The sequence below is a fragment of the Brevibacterium pigmentatum genome, from assembly GCF_011617465.1.
GTDB lineage: Bacteria > Actinomycetota > Actinomycetes > Actinomycetales > Brevibacteriaceae > Brevibacterium > Brevibacterium pigmentatum.
Genome location: NZ_CP050153.1, coordinates 863,936 through 884,509 on the forward strand (window position 1 = coordinate 863,936; position 20,574 = coordinate 884,509).

Sequence of the window (20,574 nt, forward strand, 5' to 3'; positions counted from 1 at the left end):
TCCGGGCTCCCGGGGTACTGTTCCGGGAGCCCGGACCCCGTGAGAAGGAAACCCCGATATGACACAGGACACAACCTCGGCGAGTCCGAGGGGAATCACCGACGAAGAGGTCGATGAATGGATCGAGTCCTGGGAAGGGCTCGTCGACGCGCGCGGAACCCAGCGCGCGGCCGAGATCATGGAGGCGCTGCGTGCACGCGCGGCCACGAACTCCGTCGCCCAGCCCAAGGTCACCACCACTGACTACGTCAACACGATCCCCGTCGACCAGGAGCCGTTCTATCCCGGCGAGGAGAAGGTCGAACGCCGCTTCCGCCGATGGCTGCGCTGGAACGCCGCCATGCTCGTCCACCGGGCACAGCGGCCCGAGATCTCCGTGGGCGGACACATCTCCACCTACGCGGGTGCGGCCACGCTCTACGAAATCGGATTCAACAACTTCTTCCGCGGCCAGGACCATCCCGGCGGCGGCGATCAGGTCTTCTTCCAGGGCCATGCCTCACCGGGGATGTACGCTCGAGCGTTCCTCGAGGGCCGCCTGACCGAGGCCGACCTCGACGGGTTCCGGCAGGAGGTCTCACGCGCCCCGCACGGACTGAGCTCGTATCCGCACCCGCGGCTGATGCCGGAATTCTGGCAGTTCCCGACCGTGTCGATGGGTCTGGGCCCGATCAACGCGATCTATCAGGCGCAGATGAACCGATACCTCCACAACCGCGGCATCTCCGACACCTCGGACCAGCGGGTCTGGGCGTTCCTCGGCGACGGTGAGATGGACGAACCCGAATCGCGCGGTGCCCTGCAGCTGGCCGCGAACGAAGGACTGGACAACCTCACCTTCGTCATCAACTGCAACCTCCAGCGCCTCGACGGACCCGTGCGCGGAAACGGCAAGATCGTCCAGGAGCTCGAAGCGACCTTCACCGGCGCCGGCTGGGACGTCGTCAAGGTGCTGTGGGGCCGCGAATGGGACGACCTGCTGGCCAAGGACCGCACCGGTGACCTCGTGAAGATCATGAACGAGACCCTCGACGGGGACTACCAGACCTTCAAGGCCGAATCCGGCGGCTTCATCCGCGACAACTTCTTCGGTCGGACCCCCGCGACGAAGGGGCTCGTCGACCACCTGTCCGACGACGACATCTGGAACCTCAAGCGCGGCGGCCACGACTATCACAAGGTCTTCGCCGCCTACCAGAAGGCCGTGAACACCAAGGGCAAACCCACCGTCATCCTCGTCCAGACCGTCAAGGGCTACGGACTGGGCACGACGTTCGAGTCCCGCAACGCCACCCACCAGATGAAGAAGTTCACCGCCGAAGACGTCAAGGCCTTCCGCGATCGGATGGACATCCCGATCAGCGACAAGGTCATCGACGAAGACCCGTACGCGGTGCCCTACTACCATCCGGGCAAGGACTCCGAGGAGATCCAGTACATGCTCGACCGCCGGCGTCAGCTCGGCGGATTCCTGCCGGCCAGGAAGCCTGAGAACAACCGGATCACCCTGCCCGCGCCGAGCGACAAGGCATTCTCGCAGACGAAGAAGGGCTCGGGGCAGCAGATGGCCGCCTCGACGATGGCGTTCGTCCGACTGCTCAAGGACCTCATGCGCGAGAAGGGGCTGGGCGAGCGGATCGTGCCCATCATCCCCGATGAGGCCCGCACCTTCGGCATCGACGCGTTCTTCCCGACCGCGAAGATCTACAACCCGAACGGACAGAACTACCTCGCCGTCGACCGTGAGATGTTCCTCTCCTACAAGGAAGCCACCAGCGGTCAGCTCCTCCACGTGGGCATCAACGAGGCCGGTGCCGCCGCCGGGTTCACCGCAGCCGGAACCGCGTACTCCACCCACGGCGAACCGATGATCCCGATCTACGTGTTCTACTCGATGTTCGGGTTCCAGCGCACCGGCGACGCCTTCTGGGCCGCCGGCGACCAGATGACCCGCGGGTTCATCATCGGCGCCACCGCCGGACGGACGACCCTGACCGGAGAAGGACTCCAGCACGCCGACGGGCATTCCCCGGTGCTCGCGGCCACGAACCCGGCCGTGCGCGTCTATGATCCGGCCTACGGCTACGAGATCGGGCATATCGTCCGCGACGGCCTCCACCGCATGTACGGCGAGCACGACCTCGGCGAGGACGAGCGCAACGTCATGTACTACCTCACCGTGTACAACGAGCCGATGCTCCAGCCCGCCGAACCCGAGGACGTCGACGTCGAAGGCATCCTCAAGGGGATCCACCGCGTCGCCGAGGCGGCCGGAGGCGACCGTCCGCAAGCGCAGCTGCTCGCCTCCGGTGTGGCAGTGCCCTGGGCGCTCGAAGCCCGGGAGCTGCTCTCAGCCGATTGGGGCGTCGACGCCGCCGTATGGTCGGTGACCTCGTGGGCGCAGCTGCGCCGTGACGGTCTCGAATGCGAAGCCGCGGAACTCAACGCGGCCGCAGGCGACGACGAAGCCGCGGATCGCGTGCCCTATGTGCGGCAGAAGCTGGAAGGTCACCCGGGGCCGATCGTGGCCACGAGCGATTTCGACTCGACCCAGCCGGACCTCATCCGGCCGTTCCTCGACCACGATTTCGCGACGCTGGGCGCCGACGGGTTCGGCTTCTCCGATACCCGTGCCGCCGCGCGCCGGCACTTCAAGATCGACGCGCACTCGATGGTCGTGCGCACCCTGCAGCTGCTCGCCAAGCGCGGTGAGATCGACGGGTCCATCCCCGCCGAGGCGGCTCGACGTTATCGTCTGGGCGACGTCAACGCCGGCACCTCGGGAACGGCCGGCGGAGACTCCTGACCCGATCGGAGAACTGAAGTCAGCGGCCGCTCTGCATCTCTGCGGAGATGCGGGCGGCCGCGTCTTTGAGCAGCGGGACCGCGCGATCGGCGAACGACTGGTCGACGCGACTGATCGGCCCCGATACGGAGATCGCCAAGGGAGCGGGGGAGTCGGGGATGGCCATTGCGAAGCAGCGCACTCCGAGCTCCTGCTCCTGTTCGTCGATGGCATAGCCGCGTTCGCGGATGCGCTCGAGCTCGGCCTCGAGACCGTCGATCGTCCCGATGCTGTATTCCGTGGGGGTGGGCATGCCCGCGGTGGTCGCGATATGCCTCACCTGCTCGGAGTCGAGGCCCGCGAGGATGGCCTTTCCGACCCCGGTGGCGTGCATATGGGCACGGCGTCCCACCTCGGTGAACATCCTCATCTGTCGATCCGACGCGACCTGATCGACGTAGACGACCATGTCTCCGTCCATCGTTGCCACATTCGCCGACTCCCCGAGTTCGGCGACGAGCTCGCGCAGATAGGGCCGCGCAATCGCGCCGAGCTGCGAGCCGGCGATTTCGCCGAGGCGGACCAGCCCGGGTCCGAGCGCATAGCCGCGATCGGGCAGCTGCCGGACCACACCGAGGTTGACCAGGGTGTTGAGCAGACGGTGGATCGTCGGCAGCGGCAGATTGACGTCCCCGGCGATATGGCTCAGCGTTGCCGAGCCCGCGGAGTTCGCGATGCACTCCAGCAGTCCGAATGCACGTTCGACGGACTGTACGCCGCCCTTGGACTGGCGGATCGCCGGGGTGTCGTTGCTGCTCATCGATGTTCCTTAATCTGTGGGGAGTCTCGGCAGTGAAACTGCGTTCAGTCTAGCCCTCAAATGGAAGAAACTTTCCGAATTCACTGACACCAACTAGAGTTTCCGCTAGGCAAAAGTTATTATCCATAATACGGAAACTCGATATCAAGGAGGATATTGCCCATGGTCGCCACCAGCCCCGGATACTCCATCACTCTGCGCGTCGGCACCGAGGTCGGTCAGGCCTCGACCTCCGACCTCGTCGCCGCAGCCGCAGCCACCGGTGCGTCGGTCACCGCCCTCGACGTCGTCGAGTCCACCCCGCATTCGGTCATCATCGACGTCAGCGCAGACACCCGCGATGTCGCCCACGCCGACGAAGTCTCCGACGCCCTCAATGCACTGACCGGAGTCGAGGTCCACAAGGTCTCGGACCGGACCTTCCTCCTCCACCTCGGCGGGAAGCTCGAATCCACCCCGAAGGTGCCTCTGCGCAACCGCGACGATCTCTCCCGCGCCTACACCCCCGGTGTGGCACGCGTGTGCAAGGCGATCGCGGAGAACAGAGAGGATGCGCGCCGGCTGACGATCAAACGCAACACCGTCGCCGTGGTCACCGACGGCACCGCGGTGCTCGGCCTCGGCGACATCGGCCCCGAAGCGGCCATGCCGGTGATGGAGGGCAAGGCCGTGCTGTTCAAGCAGTTCGCCGACGTCGACGCGTGGCCGGTGGCCCTGGATACGAAGGACACCGAGGAGATCATCGCCATCTGCAAGGCCATCGCCCCGGCCTACGGCGGAATCAACCTCGAGGACATCGCGGCCCCGCGCTGCTTCGAGATCGAGGCCCGACTGCGCGAGGAACTCGACATCCCCGTCTTCCATGATGACCAGCACGGCACCGGCGTCGTCACCCTCGCCGCGCTGAAGAACGCGCTGAAGGTCGTGGACAAGAAGATCGAGGACCTGCGCATCGTCGTCTCCGGAGTCGGCGCGGCCGGCAACGCCATCATCCGCCTCCTGCAGGTCGCGGGAGCCGTGAACATCATCGCCTGCGGCCGCGACGGGGCGATCGGTCCGGACTCGACGGTCGACACCGACCACAAGAAGTGGCTGCAGGCGAACACGAACCCCGAAGGCTTCGCAGGCAGCCTCAAGGAAGCCGTCGTCGGCGCCGACGCATTCATCGGCGTCTCCGCCCCGAACGTGCTGAACGGGGACGATATCGCGGCGATGAACACGGACGCCCTCGTCTTCGCCATGGCCAACCCCGACCCAGAGGTCGACCCCGCCGAGGCGGCGAAGCACGCAGCCGTCGTGGCCACCGGACGCAGCGACTTCCCGAACCAGATCAACAACGTGCTCGCGTTCCCCGGAATCTTCCGCGGCCTCCTCGACGCCGAAGCCCGGGACGTCGGCGAGAACATCATGGTCGCCGCGGCCGACGCCATCGCCTCGTGCATCCCCGAGGACGAACTCCACCCCGGCTACGTCATCCCCTCCGTCTTCGACCCGGAAGTCGCGAAGAAGGTCGCCGAGGCGGTCGCCGAGGTCTCGTCCTGAAACCCCAGAGAGCCTCCGTGCCAGGCGGTGGTGAATGAGAGACAATGAGGCCAGGCCCGGCGCCGCCGCCTCGCCATCGAACCCCGTGCAGAGAAAGAGAATGTGAAAGTGGAACGATCAACACTGGCCGATATCGACTCACTGCTGGGAGACACGGACGAGCTTCTGGCGACCGCGTACCCCGGGGAACGCGACGTCCGCCAACCCGTCCACACCGTCTACGTCCCCGGTCACCGCACGAGCGCGGACCTGCCGTATCAGTGGGGGCAGCAGGCGCTCGAATGCGTCGAGGCCCATGGCGGAATGCTGCAGCTGGCCGAACGCGTCATCACCGCCGCCCGGAAGGAATCCGGTCCCGCGATCCCCGGCCAGGGGGCCAGCATCCACCAGGTGGCCAGGGAGGCCGAACTCCTCGCCGAGGCGGTCACCGCAAAGCTCGAACGCGAACCGATCGAGGATCTGCGTCTGGACTTCGAAGACGGATTCGGCGATCAGGGCGATGAGACCGAGGACCGGTGGGTCGTCCAGGCCGCCCGCGATGCGGTGGCTGGTCGCACCGAGAAGGGCGCCCCCGGCTTCGTCGGCATCCGGTTCAAATGCATGGAGAAGGCGACCCGGGAGCGCGGCCTGCGCACCCTCGATCTGTTCCTGTCGGAGCTCATCAAGGCTGGCGGCCGACTGCCGGAGAACCTCGTGCTCACCCTCCCGAAGGTCAGCACCGTCGATCAGGTGAGGGCGATGGTGCTCGCCGCGCGGGCGCTGGAAGCCGAGCACAGCCTCGGCGAGGGGACGATCACGTTCGAGATCCAGGTCGAGACCCCGCAGATCGTCCTCGCCGCCGACGGCACCGTGCCACTGGCGGCGTCCCTGCAGGCCGGGGCCGGACGCGTGACTTCGCTGCACTACGGAACGTATGACTATTCGGCGTCGATGGGCGTGGCCGCGGCCTACCAGGCGATGGACCATCCGGTTGCGGACTTCGCGAAGAACCAGATGATGCTCGCCGTCGCCGGCACCGGAGTCCACCTCTCCGACGGGTCGACGAACATCCTCCCGCTCGGCGAACCCGCAGAGGTCCACCATGCGTGGGCGCTGCACGCCGGCCTCGTCCGCCGCCACCTCAAGCGGGGGATCTACCAGGGCTGGGACCTGCACCCGCACCAGCTGCCGACCCGGTTCCTGGCGACCTTCGCCTTCTACCGCGAAGGCGGGGCACGGGCGGCTCAGCGCCTGCACGACTACGTGTTCAAGGCAGATTCGATCGTCCTCGACGAACCCGCGACCGCGAAGGCGCTCGCCCGCTACCTCGACCGGGGGCTCGTCTGCGGAGCCCACACCGAGGAATTCGTGACCTCGCGGACGAACCTCAGCCTCACCCAGCTCGGGCAGCTCGCCCGCACCGGCTCGCTCGACTGAGCCCACCGACCACCGACCGAAGGAGACCTCGCCCATGACGACGACCGACCCGTACACCTACTGGGCCCCGACCGGCGGCCACCCGCCGCAGTCCGACCTGCTCACCGACCGTGCCCTCGTCACCGAGGCCTATACGGTCATCCCGCGCGGAGTGATGCGCGATATCGTCACCTCGAACCTGCCCGAGTGGACCGGGACCCGATCGTGGGTGCTGAGCAAGCCCGTGGCCGGGGGAGCGGTGACGTTCTCGCAGACGATCCTCGAAGTCGCCCCCGGCGGAGGCTCCGAAGCGCCGGAACCGCAGCCCGAGGTCGAAGGGTTCCTCTTCGTCATGGCAGGAACGCTCGAGGTCACCCATGAGGGCACCGCGCACTCGCTGACCCCCGGAGGGTTCGCGTTCCTGCCCGCCGGATCGACGTGGTCGGCGAAGTCCACCGGCACCGAGGCGGCCCGCTTCCACTGGGTGCGCAAACGCTACCAGCCCGTGGCGGGACTGACCCCTGAGGCGAAGTTCGGCAACGAAGCCGATGTCGAACCGTCGCCGATGCCCGGAACCGACGGACGCTGGCGCACGACCCGCCCGCTCGACCCGGACGACCTCGCCTACGACATGCACGTCAACATCGTCACCTTCGAAGCCGGAGCGGTCATCCCGTTCGCGGAGACGCATGAGATGGAGCACGGCCTCTACGTGCTCGAGGGCAAAGCCGTCTACCGTCTCAACGGCGACTGGGTCGAGGTGCAGGAAGGCGACTTCATCTCCATGCGCGCCTTCTGCCCGCAGGCCTGCTACGCCGGCGGTCCCGGACGCTTCCGCTACCTGCTGTACAAGGACGTCAACCGTCAGGTCGAGCTCTGAGCTTCCCGACGCTCTGAACTCCTGAGGGAACGTAAGAAGCGGCTGGCCGGAAAGGATTCCGGCCAGCCGCTTCTCCTGTATGTCAGTCGGCTGAGTGCGTCAGTCCACTCAGATGAGCTGCAGGGTCCGCGAGGTGTACTCGGAGACCTCCTTGAGCAGCGTCTCGTCATCGACGAGGTCGCGGCCGAGCGACGGGATCATGTCCTTGAAGCTCTTCTCCCAGCCGGCGAACTCGCGGGGGAAGCAGGTCTTGAGCAGTTCGATCATGATCGGCACCGCGGTCGAGGCACCTGGTGAAGCACCGAGCAGGGTTGCCAGCGAACCGTCGGCGGACGAGATGAGTTCGGTGCCGAACTGGAGGACGCCGCCCTTCTTCGGATCCTTCTTCATCACCTGCACGCGCTGACCGGCCTGGATGAGTTCCCAGTCGGCAGGGTCGACGGAGGGGATGAAGGTCTGCAGAGCCTCGAAGCGGGCCTTCTTCGTTGCGGCGAGCTCACCGAGGAGGTACGTGACGAGGTCCGTGTTGTCCTTGGCGACATTGAGCATCGTGCCGATGTTGTTTCCGCGCACGGAGAACGGCAGATCGGTGAAGCGGCCCTTCTTGAGGAACTTCGGCGAGAAGCCGGCGTAGGGGCCGAACATCAGGTAGTCCTGGCCGTCGACGACACGGGTGTCGAGGTGCGGCACCGACATCGGGGGAGCATCCTGAGCGGCCTGGCCGTACACCTTCGCCTGGTGGCGGGCGACGAGATCCTGGTTCGCGGTGCGCAGGAAGTAGCCGGAGACCGGGAAGCCGCCGTAGCCGCGTCCCTCCGGGATGCCGGACTTCTGCAGCAGCGGCAGTGCACCGCCGCCGGCGCCGACGAAGACGAACTTCGCGCCCACCTGGTGGGTCTCGTGCGAGAGCAGATCCTTCACGGTGAGAGTCCAGCCGTCCGAGGAACGGTCGAGGTCGGTGACCTGGTGGCTGGTGCGCACGGTCGCGCCCTTGGCGGCGACGTAGCTGAGCAGCTGAGACGACAGAGAGCCGAAGTCGACGTCGGTGCCCTGCTTGATGCGCGAGATGCCGTTGACCTGCCCGGGACCGCGGCCGGAGAACATCAGCGGCAGCCATTCGGCCTGAGTGTCCGCGTCCTCCGTGTATTCCATGTCCGCGAACAGCGGATTGCGCACCATCGTCTCGTAGCGGTTCTTGATGTAGTCACGTCCCTTGTCGCCGCGTCCGTAGCTGACGTGGGCGATGGGATTGATGAAGGTCGACGGATCGGTGATGACACCGGTGTCGACGAGGTGCGACCAGTACTGGCGCGAGTGGTGGAACTGCTGGTTGATGTTCGAGGCCTTCTCCAGGTCGATCTGACCGTTGGAGTCCTCGGGGGTGTAGTTGAGTTCGCAGAGTGCGGCGTGGCCGGTGCCGGCGTTGTTCCAGGGGTCGGAGCTCTCCGTTGCCACATAGTCGAGCTTCTCGTAGACACGGATGTCCCAATCGGGCTGAAGTTCGGTCAGCATGGCGCCCAGAGTGGCGCTCATGATGCCGCCGCCGATCAAGACGACGTCGACCTTTTCCTGCGGTGAGGGCATTTGGACTCTCATTCCTCGTCTCTGACTACATGTATTCGTCTCTCAGGGTACTCTCCGGGATCGGCCCACCTGTAACCCGGGAGGAGGGAACGAAGCGTCGCGAGAGCATTCTCACAGCGGATGGACGTCCGCCCTGCTCGCCTTTATCCGACCATTCGGACGCTTTGGCAAGACAGTCTGTGTTGCCCGCCACAAGATATGCAACTATGGGCACATGTCCAAACGTTTCCAGCTCCGTGACGCGCTCGCCGAATTCCCTCCCTACGTTCCCGGCAAGCCTCCCGTCGCATCCCCCGGCCTGACCCCGTACAAACTGTCGTCGAACGAGAACCACCTGCCGCCGCTGCCGGGTGTCGTCGAATCGGTGGCATCCGCCTCGGCGATTCCGGGGAACTACCCCGATCCCACCGCAGCCGCGCTCGTGGCCGATATCGCCTCCCACCTCGATGTCGAACCCGCCGAGGTGGTCCCCGGCGCCGGGGCCTCCGAGGTCCTCACGGCGCTGACGAACATCACCCTCGAAGCGGGCACGTCCGTGGTCTATCCGTGGCCGTCGTTCGAGATGTACCCGATTCTCGCCTCGGCGCGGGGCGCGGAGAAGCGCCCCGTCGACCTCCTGGAAGACGGTCGGCACGACTTCGCCGGGCTGGCCGCGGCGATCGATGACACGACCCGCCTCGTGCTGCTGTGCTCGCCGAACAATCCGACCGGTCCGACGATCACCGATGCCGAACTCGAGGGATTCCTCGCCGAGGTGCCCGAGTCCGTCATCGTCGTCCTCGACGAGGCGTACCTCGAATTCGCCACCGAGGCGGCCGACTCCCTCGCCGCTTGCGCCAAGCACCCGAATCTCGTGCTCGCCCGCACCTTCTCGAAGGCGCACGGCCTGGCAGGTCTGCGCGTGGGCTACGGCATCGCCGACGCCGAGATCGCCTCGGCGATGCGACAGGTCATCGCCCCGTTCTCCGTCACCGCCGGTGCCCAGGCCGCCGCCCGGGAATCCCTGGCACGCGTCGACGAGGTGGCCGTGCGCGCCAAGGAAGTCGCCGCGGTGCGCGACCGGTTCGCTCACGATCTGCGGGAGCTGGGTCTGTCCGTGCCCGATGCTCAGGGCAACTATGTGTGGATCGCGCTCGACCCCGAGGCGGCCGTCGCCTTCGAGGGCGAGTGCGCGAAGCAGGCCGTGGCCGTGCGTCGTCTGCAGGGCGGTGTGCGTGTGAGCATCGGACCCGATGAGGCTCTCGAGCGCGTGCTCAAGGTCGCCGCGTCGCTGTGACGATGAGTGCGGAGACGACGGTGGGCACGGACCTGGACGGACTTGCGGCCGAACTGAGCGAGGGCGCCCTGGTCACCGATCGGGATGTCATCGACTCCTATTCGGCGGACAAGGCCCTGTTCTGTCCGGTGGGGACCGCCTCGGCGCTCGTTCGTGCTGCCGACGTCGATGATGTGGTCGCGGTGATGCGCTTCGCCACCGCGCATCGGATCCCGGTGGTCACTCAGGGTTCCAGGACGGGTTTGTCGGGGGCGGCGAACGCCACCGATGGGGCGATCCTGCTCAACGTCGCGAAGCTGAACGCGATCGTCGACATCGACGAGGTGAACCAGACGTGCCGTGTCCAGCCCGGTGTCATCAACCAAGATCTCAAATCGGCTCTGGCCGAGCACGGTCTGTCGTATCCGCCGGATCCGGGGTCGGTGGCGATCTCCACGATCGGCGGGAACGTCGCGACGAACGCCGGCGGCATGTGCTGTGTGAAGTACGGGGTGACGCGAGACTATGTGCGCGGTCTGACCGTGGTCCTCGCCGATGGGACAGTGACCCGGTTGGGTCGGCAGACGGCGAAGGGTGTGGCCGGTCTCGATCTGGCGGGTCTGTTCGTCGGGTCCGAGGGGACTCTGGGAGTCATCGTCGAGATCACCCTAGGGCTCAGACCTCTGTTGGCTCCGCCGGTGACCGGTGTCGGGATCTTCCCGGACTTGGAATCGGCCGGGCATACGGTCTCTGAGTTCATGGCGTCCGGGGCGGCCCCGTCGATGCTCGAGCTCATGGACGGAGGCACCGTGGGCATGATCAATGCCTATGGTGATTTCGGGCTGCCCGACGGGGCCGGTGCGCTGTTGTTGGTGCAGTCGGATGCTCCGGGGCAGGCTGGTGTGACCGAGCTGGAATCGTTCGAGGCGATCGCCAGGGCGCAGGGTGCCGATGAGGTGTTCTTCTCCGATGATCCGGCGGATTCGGAGATGCTGGTGGCGGCCCGGCGTGCGGTGTCTCCGGCGATGGAGAAGTACGTGTCGGGGCTTGGTGGGGGAGAGCTCATCGATGATGTGTGCGTTCCTCGGTCCCGCCTCGGCGAGTTCTTCGCCAGGTTGGACGAGATCGCGGCCGCGCACTCGGTGGAGGTGTCCACGGCCGGTCATGCCGGGGATGGGAACATGCATCCGAGTGTGCTCTTCGACGCTCACGATCCGGCGAGCGTGGCCGAAGCGAAGGAGACGTTCGCGGAGATCATGCAGCTTGGTCTGGATCTGGGTGGGACGATCACGGGCGAGCACGGGGTCGGGTATCTGAAGAAGGACTGGCTGGTGCGCGAACTCGATGCCGGCGCTCAGATGCTGCAGTCGTCGATCAAGTCCGCGGTCGATCCTTTGGGGATCCTCAACCCGGGCAAGATGCTCGGCTGAGCTCCTCGGGTGATCGAACTCAGCCCGGTCGGCGCATGTCGAAGCGCTGATCCGAGCTGATCCCGAAGTATGCGGTCGGTCCGCCGCCGCGCAGCACCGGCTCGGCGGCGGCTGTGTCGACGATCCCGTCGGTGAGCAGGGATTCGTCGAGATGGACCCCCACCACTTCACCCACGGTGAACCACGAGCCGGAGCTCTCCCCGTCCGCGGTGCGCAGGTCGATGATCTGAGTGACTCGGCATTCGAAGGTCGCCGGTGAGGCTGCCACACGTGGCGCAGAGATCTCCACGGACTCGGCCGCCTCGACGTCTGCGGCGGAGAACTCGTCGACCTCCGCGGTGGTCGACGAGGCGTTCATCGCCTCGGCGAGGGTCCGAGTGACGAGGTTCCAGGTGAACTCCCCGGTCTCTCGGCAGTTGGCAACGGTGTCCTTCCACGCGTTGCTGGAGAAGCCCACGAGCGGTGGAGAGTAGTTCAGCGCATTGAAGAACGAATAGGGCGCGAGATTGCGGCGGCCCTCGGCATCGACTGTGCCGATCCAGCCGATGGGTCGCGGTGCGACGATGGCGTTGAAGGGGTCGTGCGGCAGGCGGTGGCCCTCGGACGGGCGATAGAAGTGGGTCACCCGACCATTCAAGCAGGAGTTCCGGGAGAGCGCACTGTGACTGAGTGTTGCGCACGATGACGGAATGCCGCTGCGACGACGGCGGACGTGCCTATCGTCTGTGACATGACCCTCACCCAGCTCCCCATCCTCGACCTCAGCCTGGCCGATGACCCCGCGACCGCCGAGGCATTCCGTGCGGACCTGCGCCGCATCACCCATGAGATCGGCTTCTTCTACCTCACCGGCCACGGAATTCCCGATGCCGACTTCACCCGCATCATCGACGTCGCCGGCCGCTTCTTCGCTCTGCCCGAGGAAGAGAAGCTCGCGATCGAGAACACGAACTCCCCGCACTTCCGCGGCTACACCCGCACCGGCGGCGAACGCACCCAAGGCCGCGTCGACTGGCGGGAGCAGATCGACATCGGCCCAGAACGCGCACCCGTGACCGAACCGGTCAACGACTTCGACCACCTCACCGGTCCCAACCAGTACCCGGAATCGCTGCCCGAGCTGCGCGAGGCCACGGAATCCTGGCACGCGCATCTGAGCGAGGTCGGCGCTCGTCTCCTCGAACAGTGGGCGCTGAGCCTCGGTCAGGCGGGCGATCATTTCGCGTCCGCCTTCGCCGAGGATGCCGAATCCTTCATCAAGATCGTCCGCTACCCCGAAGCCGAATCCGAGTCCGTCACCCAGGGCGTGGGCGAACACCGGGACGCCGGCACGCTCACCCTGCTCTACCCGCAGCCGGGCACCACCGGCCTGCAGGTGCTCACCGATGACGGTTGGATCGATGCGGATCCGATCGAGAACACCTTCGTCGTCAACATCGGCAAACTCCTCGAAGTCGCCACGAACGGCTACCTCAAAGCCACCGTCCACCGTGTCCTGCCGACCGGACCCGGGCAGGACCGCATCTCCATCCCGTTCTTCTTCAACCCGGCTCTGAACGCTCGTCTGCCCGAGGTCGAATTGCCCGCCGAACTCGCCGCCGATGCCCGCGGTGTGACTCAGGACGAACGCGACGCTCTGCACGCCGTGTACGGCGAGAACGCCTTCCTCTCCCGGCTGCGGTCCCACCCGAACGTCGCCGAGAAGTTCTATCCGGACCTCGTGAGAGCTCGGGCCTGAGGACTCAGGCTCGGGTCCGCTCCGTCAGGACTGCGATGTCCTCCGGACGCACCCGACAGCAGCCGCCGATGATCCGCGCACCGAGGCGGGTCCACTCCGCCACCGGCCACGAACCGACACCGGCTTCCGCGCCGTCGCGCCAGGTCAGGGTCTTCGCGTCGTAGATCTCACCCGAGTTCGGATAGGCGATGAGCGGCAGATCCGTGTGCCGGGACAGTTCTCTCAGTGCCGGAGTCACCAGGGATGGGCGCACACAGTTGACTCCGATCGCCTGCACACTCGCCGAGGCGGCCGCCGCCTCCGCGAGCTCCGCCAAGGTGCTGCCGTCGGGCAAGGTCGGGACGTTCGTGTCCGTGCCGGTCTGTAGAGTCACGGTCACCCAGGAGGGAAGTCCGGTCTCGTCTGTCAGGCCGATGATCGCTGCGATCTCGTCGAGGCGCGGCTGGGTTTCGATGGCGAGCAGGTCCGCTCCCGCCTCGGCGAGGGCAGCGATGCGCGGACGATGGAAGGCAGTGTATTCGGACGAGGACAAGCGGTAGTCGCCGGTGTATTCGGCACCGTCGCCCAGAGCTGCGCCGTAGGGGCCGACGGAACCGGCGGTGAGGACGTCTCTGCGTTCTGCGGCACTGCGCGCGACTCTCACGCTGTCGGTGATGATCCGGTTGCCTTCCGCGACGCTGATTCCTGCTTCGACGAAGCCCGTCGGCGTCGCCTGGTAACTCGCGGTCGTAAGGATGCGGGCACCGGCATCAGCGAAGGCGGAGTGCACTGCCAGCAGGGTGTCCGGATCACGGCGGATGAGCTCGGCCGACCACAGGGCGTGGCCGAGGTCGATGCCGCGATCTTCGGCGGCGCTGCCCAGACCGCCGTCGATGACGATGGGGGCGGCCTCGGAGAGGGTGAGCATCTGGGTGAACGTCATGGACTTAGTTAAGCTTGTCTGGTGACTGCAGACGAAACTTCGGCGGCATTCGAGACCGCACCCATCAACGACCGATCGAACTTCGGATTCGAGGTGGGCACCCGCATGGACACGGGCGGACGCACCGGGGTCATCCACACCCCGCACGGTGATATCCAGACCCCGGCGTTCATTCCGGTCGGCACGAAGGCCACGGTCAAAGCCGTGCGTCCCGACGAGGTCGCCGAACTCGGCGGTCAGGCGGTGCTCTCGAACGCCTACCACCTCTACCTGCAGCCGGGGTCGGACCTCATCGACGAGGCCGGCGGTCTGGGCAGGTTCATGAACTGGTCGGGACCGACCTTCACCGACTCGGGCGGATTCCAGGTGATGAGCCTGGGGTCGGGATTCAAGAAGGTCATCTCGATGGAGTCGACGGGCGAGCAGAACGATGAACTCGTCGCCGTCGGCAAGGAGCGGCTGTCGAACGTCGACGACGACGGAGTGACGTTCAAGTCCCACCTCGACGGGTCGATGCACCGCTTCACCCCGGAGATCTCGATGCGTGTGCAGCACGAACTCGGCGCCGACATCATGTTCGCCTTCGACGAGCTGACCACTCTGGTCAACACCCGCGGCTACCAGGAGGAATCCCTGGAGAGGACCCGACTGTGGGCGATCCGCTGCATCGAAGAGCACTTCCGCCTCACCGAGGAGCGTTCGCACCGGCCCTACCAAGCGCTCTTCGGAGTGCTGCAAGGTGCACAGTACGAGGACCTGCGGCGCAAGGCGGCCCGGGATCTCGGTGCCATGGACTTCGACGGCTTCGGCATCGGCGGTGCGCTGGAGAAGGAGAACCTCGGCATCATCATCCGCTGGGTGTGCGAGGAGCTGCCGGAGAACAAGCCGCGTCACCTGCTGGGCATCTCCGAACCCGACGACCTGTTCGAAGCGATCAAGACCGGCGCGGACACCTTCGACTGCGTCTCGCCCTCCCGCGTGGCCCGCAATGCCGCGATCTACACCCGCGACGGCCGATACAACCTCACCGGTGCGAAGTATCGTCGCGACTTCGGCCCGCTGGACCCCGACTGCTCGTGCTACACGTGCCAGAACTACTCACGGGCGTACCTGCGGCACCTGTACAAGGCGAAGGAGATGCTCTTCTCCACCCTGTGCACCATCCACAACGAACACTTCGTCGTCTCGCTCGTCGACGAGATCCGGCAGTCGATGGTCGACGGCCGCTTCGACGAGCTCGAAACCGAGGTCCTCGGCCGCTACTACGCGAAGAAGTAGGCGCGCTTCCGGCAGCCACTGCGGTGGCCCGGCCCCACGCGCTGCCGCCCGCAGGTGAGTCATCGACTTCTGATCAGCGCATCGAGTTCTATCCCGATGACCTGATCGGAACTCGATGCGTCCAGTGACGAAACTCGATGACACTTGCCGCTGAGCAGTTTTCGTCCGGGGCCGGCCACACTGCGTCCGGTTCGCCTAAGCCCTGGCGGAGTCGAGTTCGTAGCTGGGTTCGTGGCGTTTGACGAGCTTGATGACCCGATACGTCACGGGCAGGAAGATGATCTCGACGGCGACCTTGTAGACGAAGCCGACGATGATGTAGTTGAGGAAGTCGAGCCCCGGGATGACCCCGGCGAAGGCGATGACGCAGAACAGCAGGGTGTCGACGAACTCGCCGACACCGGTCGACGTGAGCAGCCGCACCCACAGCTTCGACTCGCCCATCCGCTTCTTCACTGCCACGAGCACCCAGGAGTTGAGCAGCTGACCGACGAAGTAGCCGACGAGGGAGGCCGCGACGATGCGAGGGTAGAAGCCGAGCACAGCGGCGAAGGCGTCCTGGTTCTCGTAGCCGGGCCCCGGAGGCGAGATGAGCACGAGCCAGAAGACGAAGGTGGCCAGTATCTGCAGGGCGAAACCGGTGATCACGGCCTTGCGAGCGGCTTTGAAGCCGTAGACCTCGCTGATCACATCGCCGAGGATGTAGGCGATGGGGAAGAGGAACGCGCCGCCGTCGGTGACTACGGGTCCGAAGCCGATGACCTTCGTGGCCGAGATATTCGAGATGATGAGCACCGCGCAGAACACGGCGAGGAAGACCGCATAGTAGCGGCCCCGAGAGGAAGCGAAAGCTGCGAACCGTGCAGCCGAGGTGGTGTGCGCCGGATCGGGGGTGCGACCCGGCTGCCCAGACTCAGACTCGGAACGCCCAGACTCAGGACTCTTCTGCGACAACGGTGATTTCCTTTCCTCCGGTGACCGTGAGCAGCTGCTCATACGTCAGGGGCACCATCGAATTCGGTGTCCCCGCGCCGGCCCAGAGAACAGGATAGTCCTTCAGCGACACATCGACGTAGGTGGGAATCGGGTTCGGATGACCGCAGGGTGCGACCCCGCCGATGACCTGCCCCGTGGCCTCGCGAACGAGTTCCTTCGACGCCCGGTCGAGGGAGTCGACGCCGATGAGGTCGGCGACATGCGTGGTGTCGACCCGGTGAGCGCCCGAGGCCATGATGAGTACGGGTTCACCGCCGGAGGAGAAGATGAGGCTGTTCGCGATCGCTCCGACCTCGATGCCCAGGGCTTCGGCCGCCGCGGCTGCCGTCGGCGTCGAGCCGTCGAAGATCTCGATGCGCGGGTCGATCCCGGCGGCCGAGAGATCGGCGGCGACCGCCTCGTGGTTGGGATGATCCCACCTCGCCGAGGCGGCTCCGGGCTCGGTCTCGGCCGTGGCCTCCGCGTCCTCGTCGTCGACCTCGGTGACGGGTTCGGCGAGACCGCGACGGCGCAGCAGGGGAGCGACATCCGGGCGGGTGCCGAAGAAGCGTTCGATCGCTGCCATCGGGTCGACCGAATAGCCGGGGGCGAGGATGGCTTCGCGGAAGGCATCGCCGGCCTCCCGATTGAGTCCGCCTTGGTCCTCGAACCATTCGCTCACCCAGGCGGCGATGACCTCGGAGTAGAGGTAGGAGTAGTAGCCGGCGGCATAACCGGAGGCGAAGATGTGACCGAAATACGTCGACCGATAGCGCGGCGGCACGAGCGGGGAGAACCCGGCCGCGGCGAGCACCTCGGATTCGAAGGACAGCACTTCGGTGATGTGCTCGCCCGCCTCGAGCGAATGCCAGGACAGGTCGAGCATGGCGGCAGCGAGATATTCGATCGTGTCGAAGCCCTGGCCGAACTTCTCACTGGCGATGAGCGCATCGACGAGTTCGGCAGGCATCGGCTCACCCGTGTCGACGTGCTTGGCGAAGTGGGGAAGGACCTGCGGGTGGAAGCGCCACATCTCATTGAGCTGGGACGGGAACTCGACGTAGTCGCGGGGGACGGCGGTGCCTGCCGTCGACGGGTAGGTGGAGTTCGCGAAGAGGCCGTGGAGGACGTGGCCGAATTCGTGGAAGAACGTCGTCAGCTCGGTCGGATTGAGCAGGGTGGGCCGACCCGGACCGGGCTTGGCGAGGTTGAGCGAGAGGGTGACGACCGGGTGCAACCCTGTCAGTCGGGAGGCGGGAACCAACTGATCCATCCAGGCTCCGCCGCGCTTCGTGTCCCGGGCGTACGGGTCGATGAGCACGAGGCCCAAGGGACGTTCGGTGACGTCGGTGACCTCATAGACGCGGACGTCCTCATGCCAAGCGGTGACGCCGTCATAGGGGGCGAAGGTGATTCCGTACAGTCCGGTGGCGGCTCGGAAGACACCCTCGGTGAGGACGGTGTCGAATTCGAAGTACTTGGCCACCTCGTCGGGGTCGATGCCGAACTCGTCGGCGCGGTACTTCGCGAGGTAGTACTTGACGTCTTCGGCTGCGACGTCCTCGAGGTCGTAGCGCTGCTTGACCTGTGCCAGCTCCTCATCGAGTTGGGCGTTCGCGGGACTGATGAGGGAGGAGACGATATCGGCGGCCGCATCGGGGTTGCCGGCGGTCTGATTGTCGATGGCGAACGACGAGTAGGAGGGGTATCCGAGCAGATGCGCCTTCAGTGCACGCAGCGCCGTGGTGTCTGCCACCTGGGTGCGGGTGTCGCCGTCGCCGCCGCGGGATCCGCGCGCCATCGAGTTGTTCAGCACGTGCCGACGCGTCTGTGCTGAGTTCAAGGACTCGAGCACACCCTGTTGGGTGAAGTTGTTCAAGGGCAGCAGGTAGCCGTCGACGCCGCGATCGGCGGCACGACTCTCCGCCGCCGCGATCTGATCGTCATTCATTCCGGCCAGGGACTCGGCTTCGCTGACGTGCACAGCCAACTCGCGCGTATCGAGCTGCAGGGCACGGGAGAAGGAGTTCTCCAGCGTGGTCAGTTCGCCCGCGATCGTGGCCATCTGCGCTCGTTCGTCCTCGCCGAGGCGGGCTCCCGCACGCACGAAGTGATCGATGGTCAGTTCGTGCTGACGTTTGTCCTCGGGGTTGAGGTCGGAGACCGAGACCTGTTCGATGCGGTGGAAGAGGTCGACGTTGAGCAGGAGCTCGGTCTCGGCGGCCGACAGGAGTTCCCAGGTCTCGCCGATGGCGTCGGTGAGTTCGGGACGCAGATGATTCGATTCGATGGCTGCGGCGACGGAGGCGATGCGGGTCATCGGCACGGACGCGGATTCGAACCTCACGGTGGTGGAGAAGAACGTGGACTCGGCGTCATCGGCGACGATCGCAGCCACCTCGGCGCGGGCGAAATCGGTGGCCGTGTGAACCGCGGTCAGCAGCGTCTCCGGGGTGACCGCCGCGAAGTCGGGGAGCGAATAGTCGGTCTGTGGGTCGAGGAACGCTTCCCAGACATCGATGCCGTTCGGATCTGCGCTCATTCTCGACGATTCACTTTCTTAGCGGTTGAGTGTTCGCTCCGATCCTAACGTGAGTCAGCCGACCAGTGCATGATCGCTGGTTACACTGGTTTCCATGGGCACTGGGCAGGGCAAGTCCCTCACACTCAACAGCGCGTTCCGGCTCGGTTTCACCGGCGCCTTGGGCGTGGGGTTGGCGATCGTGGTGATGACGGCGCTGCAGTCCGTGGCGACCGTGATCATCTACATCGGTCTGGCGCTGTTCCTCGCGCTCGGTCTCGAACCGATCGTGCAGTGGTTCGTCGATCGGAAGGTGCCGCGGTCACTGTCGGTGCTCATCGTCATCGTGGCCTTCATCCTCATCGTCGTCGGCGCCGCGCTGCTCATCGCCCCGGCCGTGATCAGTCAGATCCAGACGTTCGTCGCCGATCTGCCCGGGATCGTGGGGAACCTCGCGACGACCGGGTGGGTGACGGAGCTCGAGGAGCAGTTCACCGGCGCGATCGACATCGATGCGGTGTTCGCCAACATTTCGGCATGGGCTTCGGACCCGAAGAATGTGCTCTCCCTCGGCGGCGGCGTCGTGTCGATTGGGGCGGGGATACTCAGCTTTCTCACTGGCGTGATCATCGTCGTCATCCTCACCATCTACTTCGCGGTGTCCATGCCGACGATCAAATCCGCGATGTTCTCCCTGGTCGTGGCCTCATCGCGGCCGACCGTCGAATCCGTCACCGAGGAGGTCACCCGATCCATCGGACGCTACGTCCTCGGTCAGGTGTCGTTGGGCGTCATCAACGGCGTGTGTTCGGCGATCTTCCTCACCATCATCGGTGCCCCCCTGCCGGCGCTGCTGGCGTTCGTGGCGTTCCTGTCCTCGCTCATCCCCCTGGTCGGTCCGATCACCGGTTCGATCATCATCACCGCTTCCTGTCTCATGGTCTCGCCCGGGCTGGGCATCACTGCAGGCATCTACTACCTCGTGTACATGCAGGTCGAGGCGTATCTGCTCAGCCCGCGGATCATGAACGCCGCGGTCGACGTGCCCGGAGCCCTCGTCATCATCGCCGCCATCGCCGGTGGAACCTTAGGCGGTGTGCTCGGTGCGGTGGTCGCGGTGCCGGTGGCCGCCTCGGCGCTCATCATCATCCGCAAAGTCGTCGTTCCGGCGCAGGCGAAGAAGTAGGAACGGCGGATCGGACCTCAGCCGTGGTCGTCGTTGCTGCCGGAATCGATTCGGGTGACGAGGACGTGGATGATGAGCTTGACGATGAAATAGGCGCCGAAATAGGCGACTGCCGCGAACACGAGGCTCATGAGCAGGTTCCCGTCACCGCCGAGACGGGGCAGCACGACGAAGATGGCTGCGGTGATCGCCGCGAGATACGGGATCAGTCGGAGGACGGGGGATTCGGGCTCGCTCATGGGCCTGAGTCTAGCAACGGGGTA

General features: G+C 65.8%; 16 protein-coding genes. 9 read left to right on the forward strand and 7 right to left on the reverse strand.

Annotated elements, in window-relative coordinates; translation table 11 throughout:
- Positions 1-58: 58 nt before the first annotated feature.
- Positions 59-2,806 (forward strand): pyruvate dehydrogenase (acetyl-transferring), homodimeric type, encoded by a 2,748-nt coding sequence (aceE, locus tag GUY30_RS03745; RefSeq protein ID WP_167194205.1) that lies wholly within the window; start codon positions 59-61, stop codon positions 2,804-2,806.
- 19 nt (positions 2,807-2,825) lie between these two features.
- Here the strand turns inward: aceE and GUY30_RS03750 are convergent, their stop codons facing one another.
- Positions 2,826-3,605 (reverse strand): IclR family transcriptional regulator, encoded by a 780-nt coding sequence (locus GUY30_RS03750; RefSeq protein ID WP_167194207.1) that lies wholly within the window; start codon positions 3,603-3,605, stop codon positions 2,826-2,828.
- A gap of 162 nt (positions 3,606-3,767) precedes the next feature.
- Between GUY30_RS03750 and GUY30_RS03755 the strand changes: the two genes are divergently transcribed.
- From GUY30_RS03755 to GUY30_RS03765, 3 genes are all read left to right on the forward strand, one after another.
- On the forward strand, positions 3,768-5,147 hold the full coding sequence (locus GUY30_RS03755) for an NAD-dependent malic enzyme (protein ID WP_167194209.1): 1,380 nt from the start codon (positions 3,768-3,770) through the stop codon (positions 5,145-5,147).
- A gap of 108 nt (positions 5,148-5,255) precedes the next feature.
- Positions 5,256-6,563, forward strand: a complete 1,308-nt coding sequence (locus GUY30_RS03760; RefSeq protein ID WP_167194211.1) for a DUF6986 family protein — start codon at positions 5,256-5,258, stop codon at positions 6,561-6,563.
- A gap of 34 nt (positions 6,564-6,597) precedes the next feature.
- Positions 6,598-7,422, forward strand: coding sequence for a bifunctional allantoicase/(S)-ureidoglycine aminohydrolase (locus GUY30_RS03765; protein ID WP_167194213.1), 825 nt, complete (start codon positions 6,598-6,600; stop codon positions 7,420-7,422).
- A 108-nt stretch (positions 7,423-7,530) separates the two neighbouring features.
- Here the strand turns inward: GUY30_RS03765 and GUY30_RS03770 are convergent, their stop codons facing one another.
- A complete protein-coding gene (locus GUY30_RS03770; protein WP_167194215.1) occupies positions 7,531-9,006 on the reverse strand; it encodes a malate:quinone oxidoreductase in 1,476 nt (491 codons plus the stop codon).
- 214 nt (positions 9,007-9,220) lie between these two features.
- On the opposite strand from GUY30_RS03770, the gene GUY30_RS03775 reads away from it, so the two are divergent.
- Positions 9,221-10,282 carry a pyridoxal phosphate-dependent aminotransferase gene (locus GUY30_RS03775; RefSeq protein WP_167194217.1) on the forward strand — a complete coding sequence of 354 codons (1,062 nt, stop codon included), beginning with the start codon at positions 9,221-9,223 and terminating at the stop codon, positions 10,280-10,282.
- Between the two features lie 2 nt (positions 10,283-10,284).
- On the forward strand, positions 10,285-11,691 hold the full coding sequence (locus tag GUY30_RS03780) for an FAD-binding oxidoreductase (RefSeq protein ID WP_167194219.1): 1,407 nt from the start codon (positions 10,285-10,287) through the stop codon (positions 11,689-11,691).
- Between the two features lie 19 nt (positions 11,692-11,710).
- On the opposite strand, the gene GUY30_RS03785 is transcribed toward GUY30_RS03780, so the two are convergent.
- Positions 11,711-12,316, reverse strand: a complete 606-nt coding sequence (locus tag GUY30_RS03785; protein WP_025778780.1) for a flavin reductase family protein — start codon at positions 12,314-12,316, stop codon at positions 11,711-11,713.
- Positions 12,317-12,421: 105 nt separating this feature from the next.
- On the opposite strand from GUY30_RS03785, the gene GUY30_RS03790 reads away from it, so the two are divergent.
- Entirely contained in the window at positions 12,422-13,429 is a 1,008-nt protein-coding gene (locus tag GUY30_RS03790; RefSeq protein ID WP_167194220.1) for an isopenicillin N synthase family dioxygenase, read from the forward strand.
- Positions 13,430-13,433: 4 nt separating this feature from the next.
- Here the strand turns inward: GUY30_RS03790 and mmuM are convergent, their stop codons facing one another.
- The gene (mmuM, locus tag GUY30_RS03795; RefSeq protein WP_167194222.1) at positions 13,434-14,351 is read right to left on the reverse strand and encodes a homocysteine S-methyltransferase; all 918 of its coding nucleotides are present in this window, start codon (positions 14,349-14,351) and stop codon (positions 13,434-13,436) included.
- 21 nt (positions 14,352-14,372) lie between these two features.
- On the opposite strand from mmuM, the gene tgt reads away from it, so the two are divergent.
- On the forward strand, positions 14,373-15,629 hold the full coding sequence (gene tgt, locus GUY30_RS03800) for a tRNA guanosine(34) transglycosylase Tgt (protein WP_208091482.1): 1,257 nt from the start codon (positions 14,373-14,375) through the stop codon (positions 15,627-15,629).
- A 195-nt stretch (positions 15,630-15,824) separates the two neighbouring features.
- Here the strand turns inward: tgt and GUY30_RS03805 are convergent, their stop codons facing one another.
- On the reverse strand, positions 15,825-16,583 hold the full coding sequence (locus tag GUY30_RS03805) for a queuosine precursor transporter (RefSeq protein ID WP_228281663.1): 759 nt from the start codon (positions 16,581-16,583) through the stop codon (positions 15,825-15,827).
- The gene (locus GUY30_RS03810) at positions 16,564-19,146 is read right to left on the reverse strand and encodes a M3 family metallopeptidase (RefSeq protein WP_167194224.1); all 2,583 of its coding nucleotides are present in this window, start codon (positions 19,144-19,146) and stop codon (positions 16,564-16,566) included. Before GUY30_RS03810 ends, GUY30_RS03805 begins: the two co-directional genes overlap by 20 nt.
- A gap of 94 nt (positions 19,147-19,240) precedes the next feature.
- Here GUY30_RS03810 and GUY30_RS03815 point away from each other — a divergent pair, with 94 nt between their 5' ends.
- A complete protein-coding gene (locus tag GUY30_RS03815; RefSeq protein ID WP_167194226.1) occupies positions 19,241-20,311 on the forward strand; it encodes an AI-2E family transporter in 1,071 nt (356 codons plus the stop codon).
- A 17-nt stretch (positions 20,312-20,328) separates the two neighbouring features.
- Here GUY30_RS03815 and GUY30_RS03820 read toward each other — a convergent pair whose 3' ends face one another.
- Positions 20,329-20,550, reverse strand: coding sequence for a hypothetical protein (locus GUY30_RS03820; protein ID WP_062861149.1), 222 nt, complete (start codon positions 20,548-20,550; stop codon positions 20,329-20,331).
- Positions 20,551-20,574 lie beyond the last annotated feature (24 nt).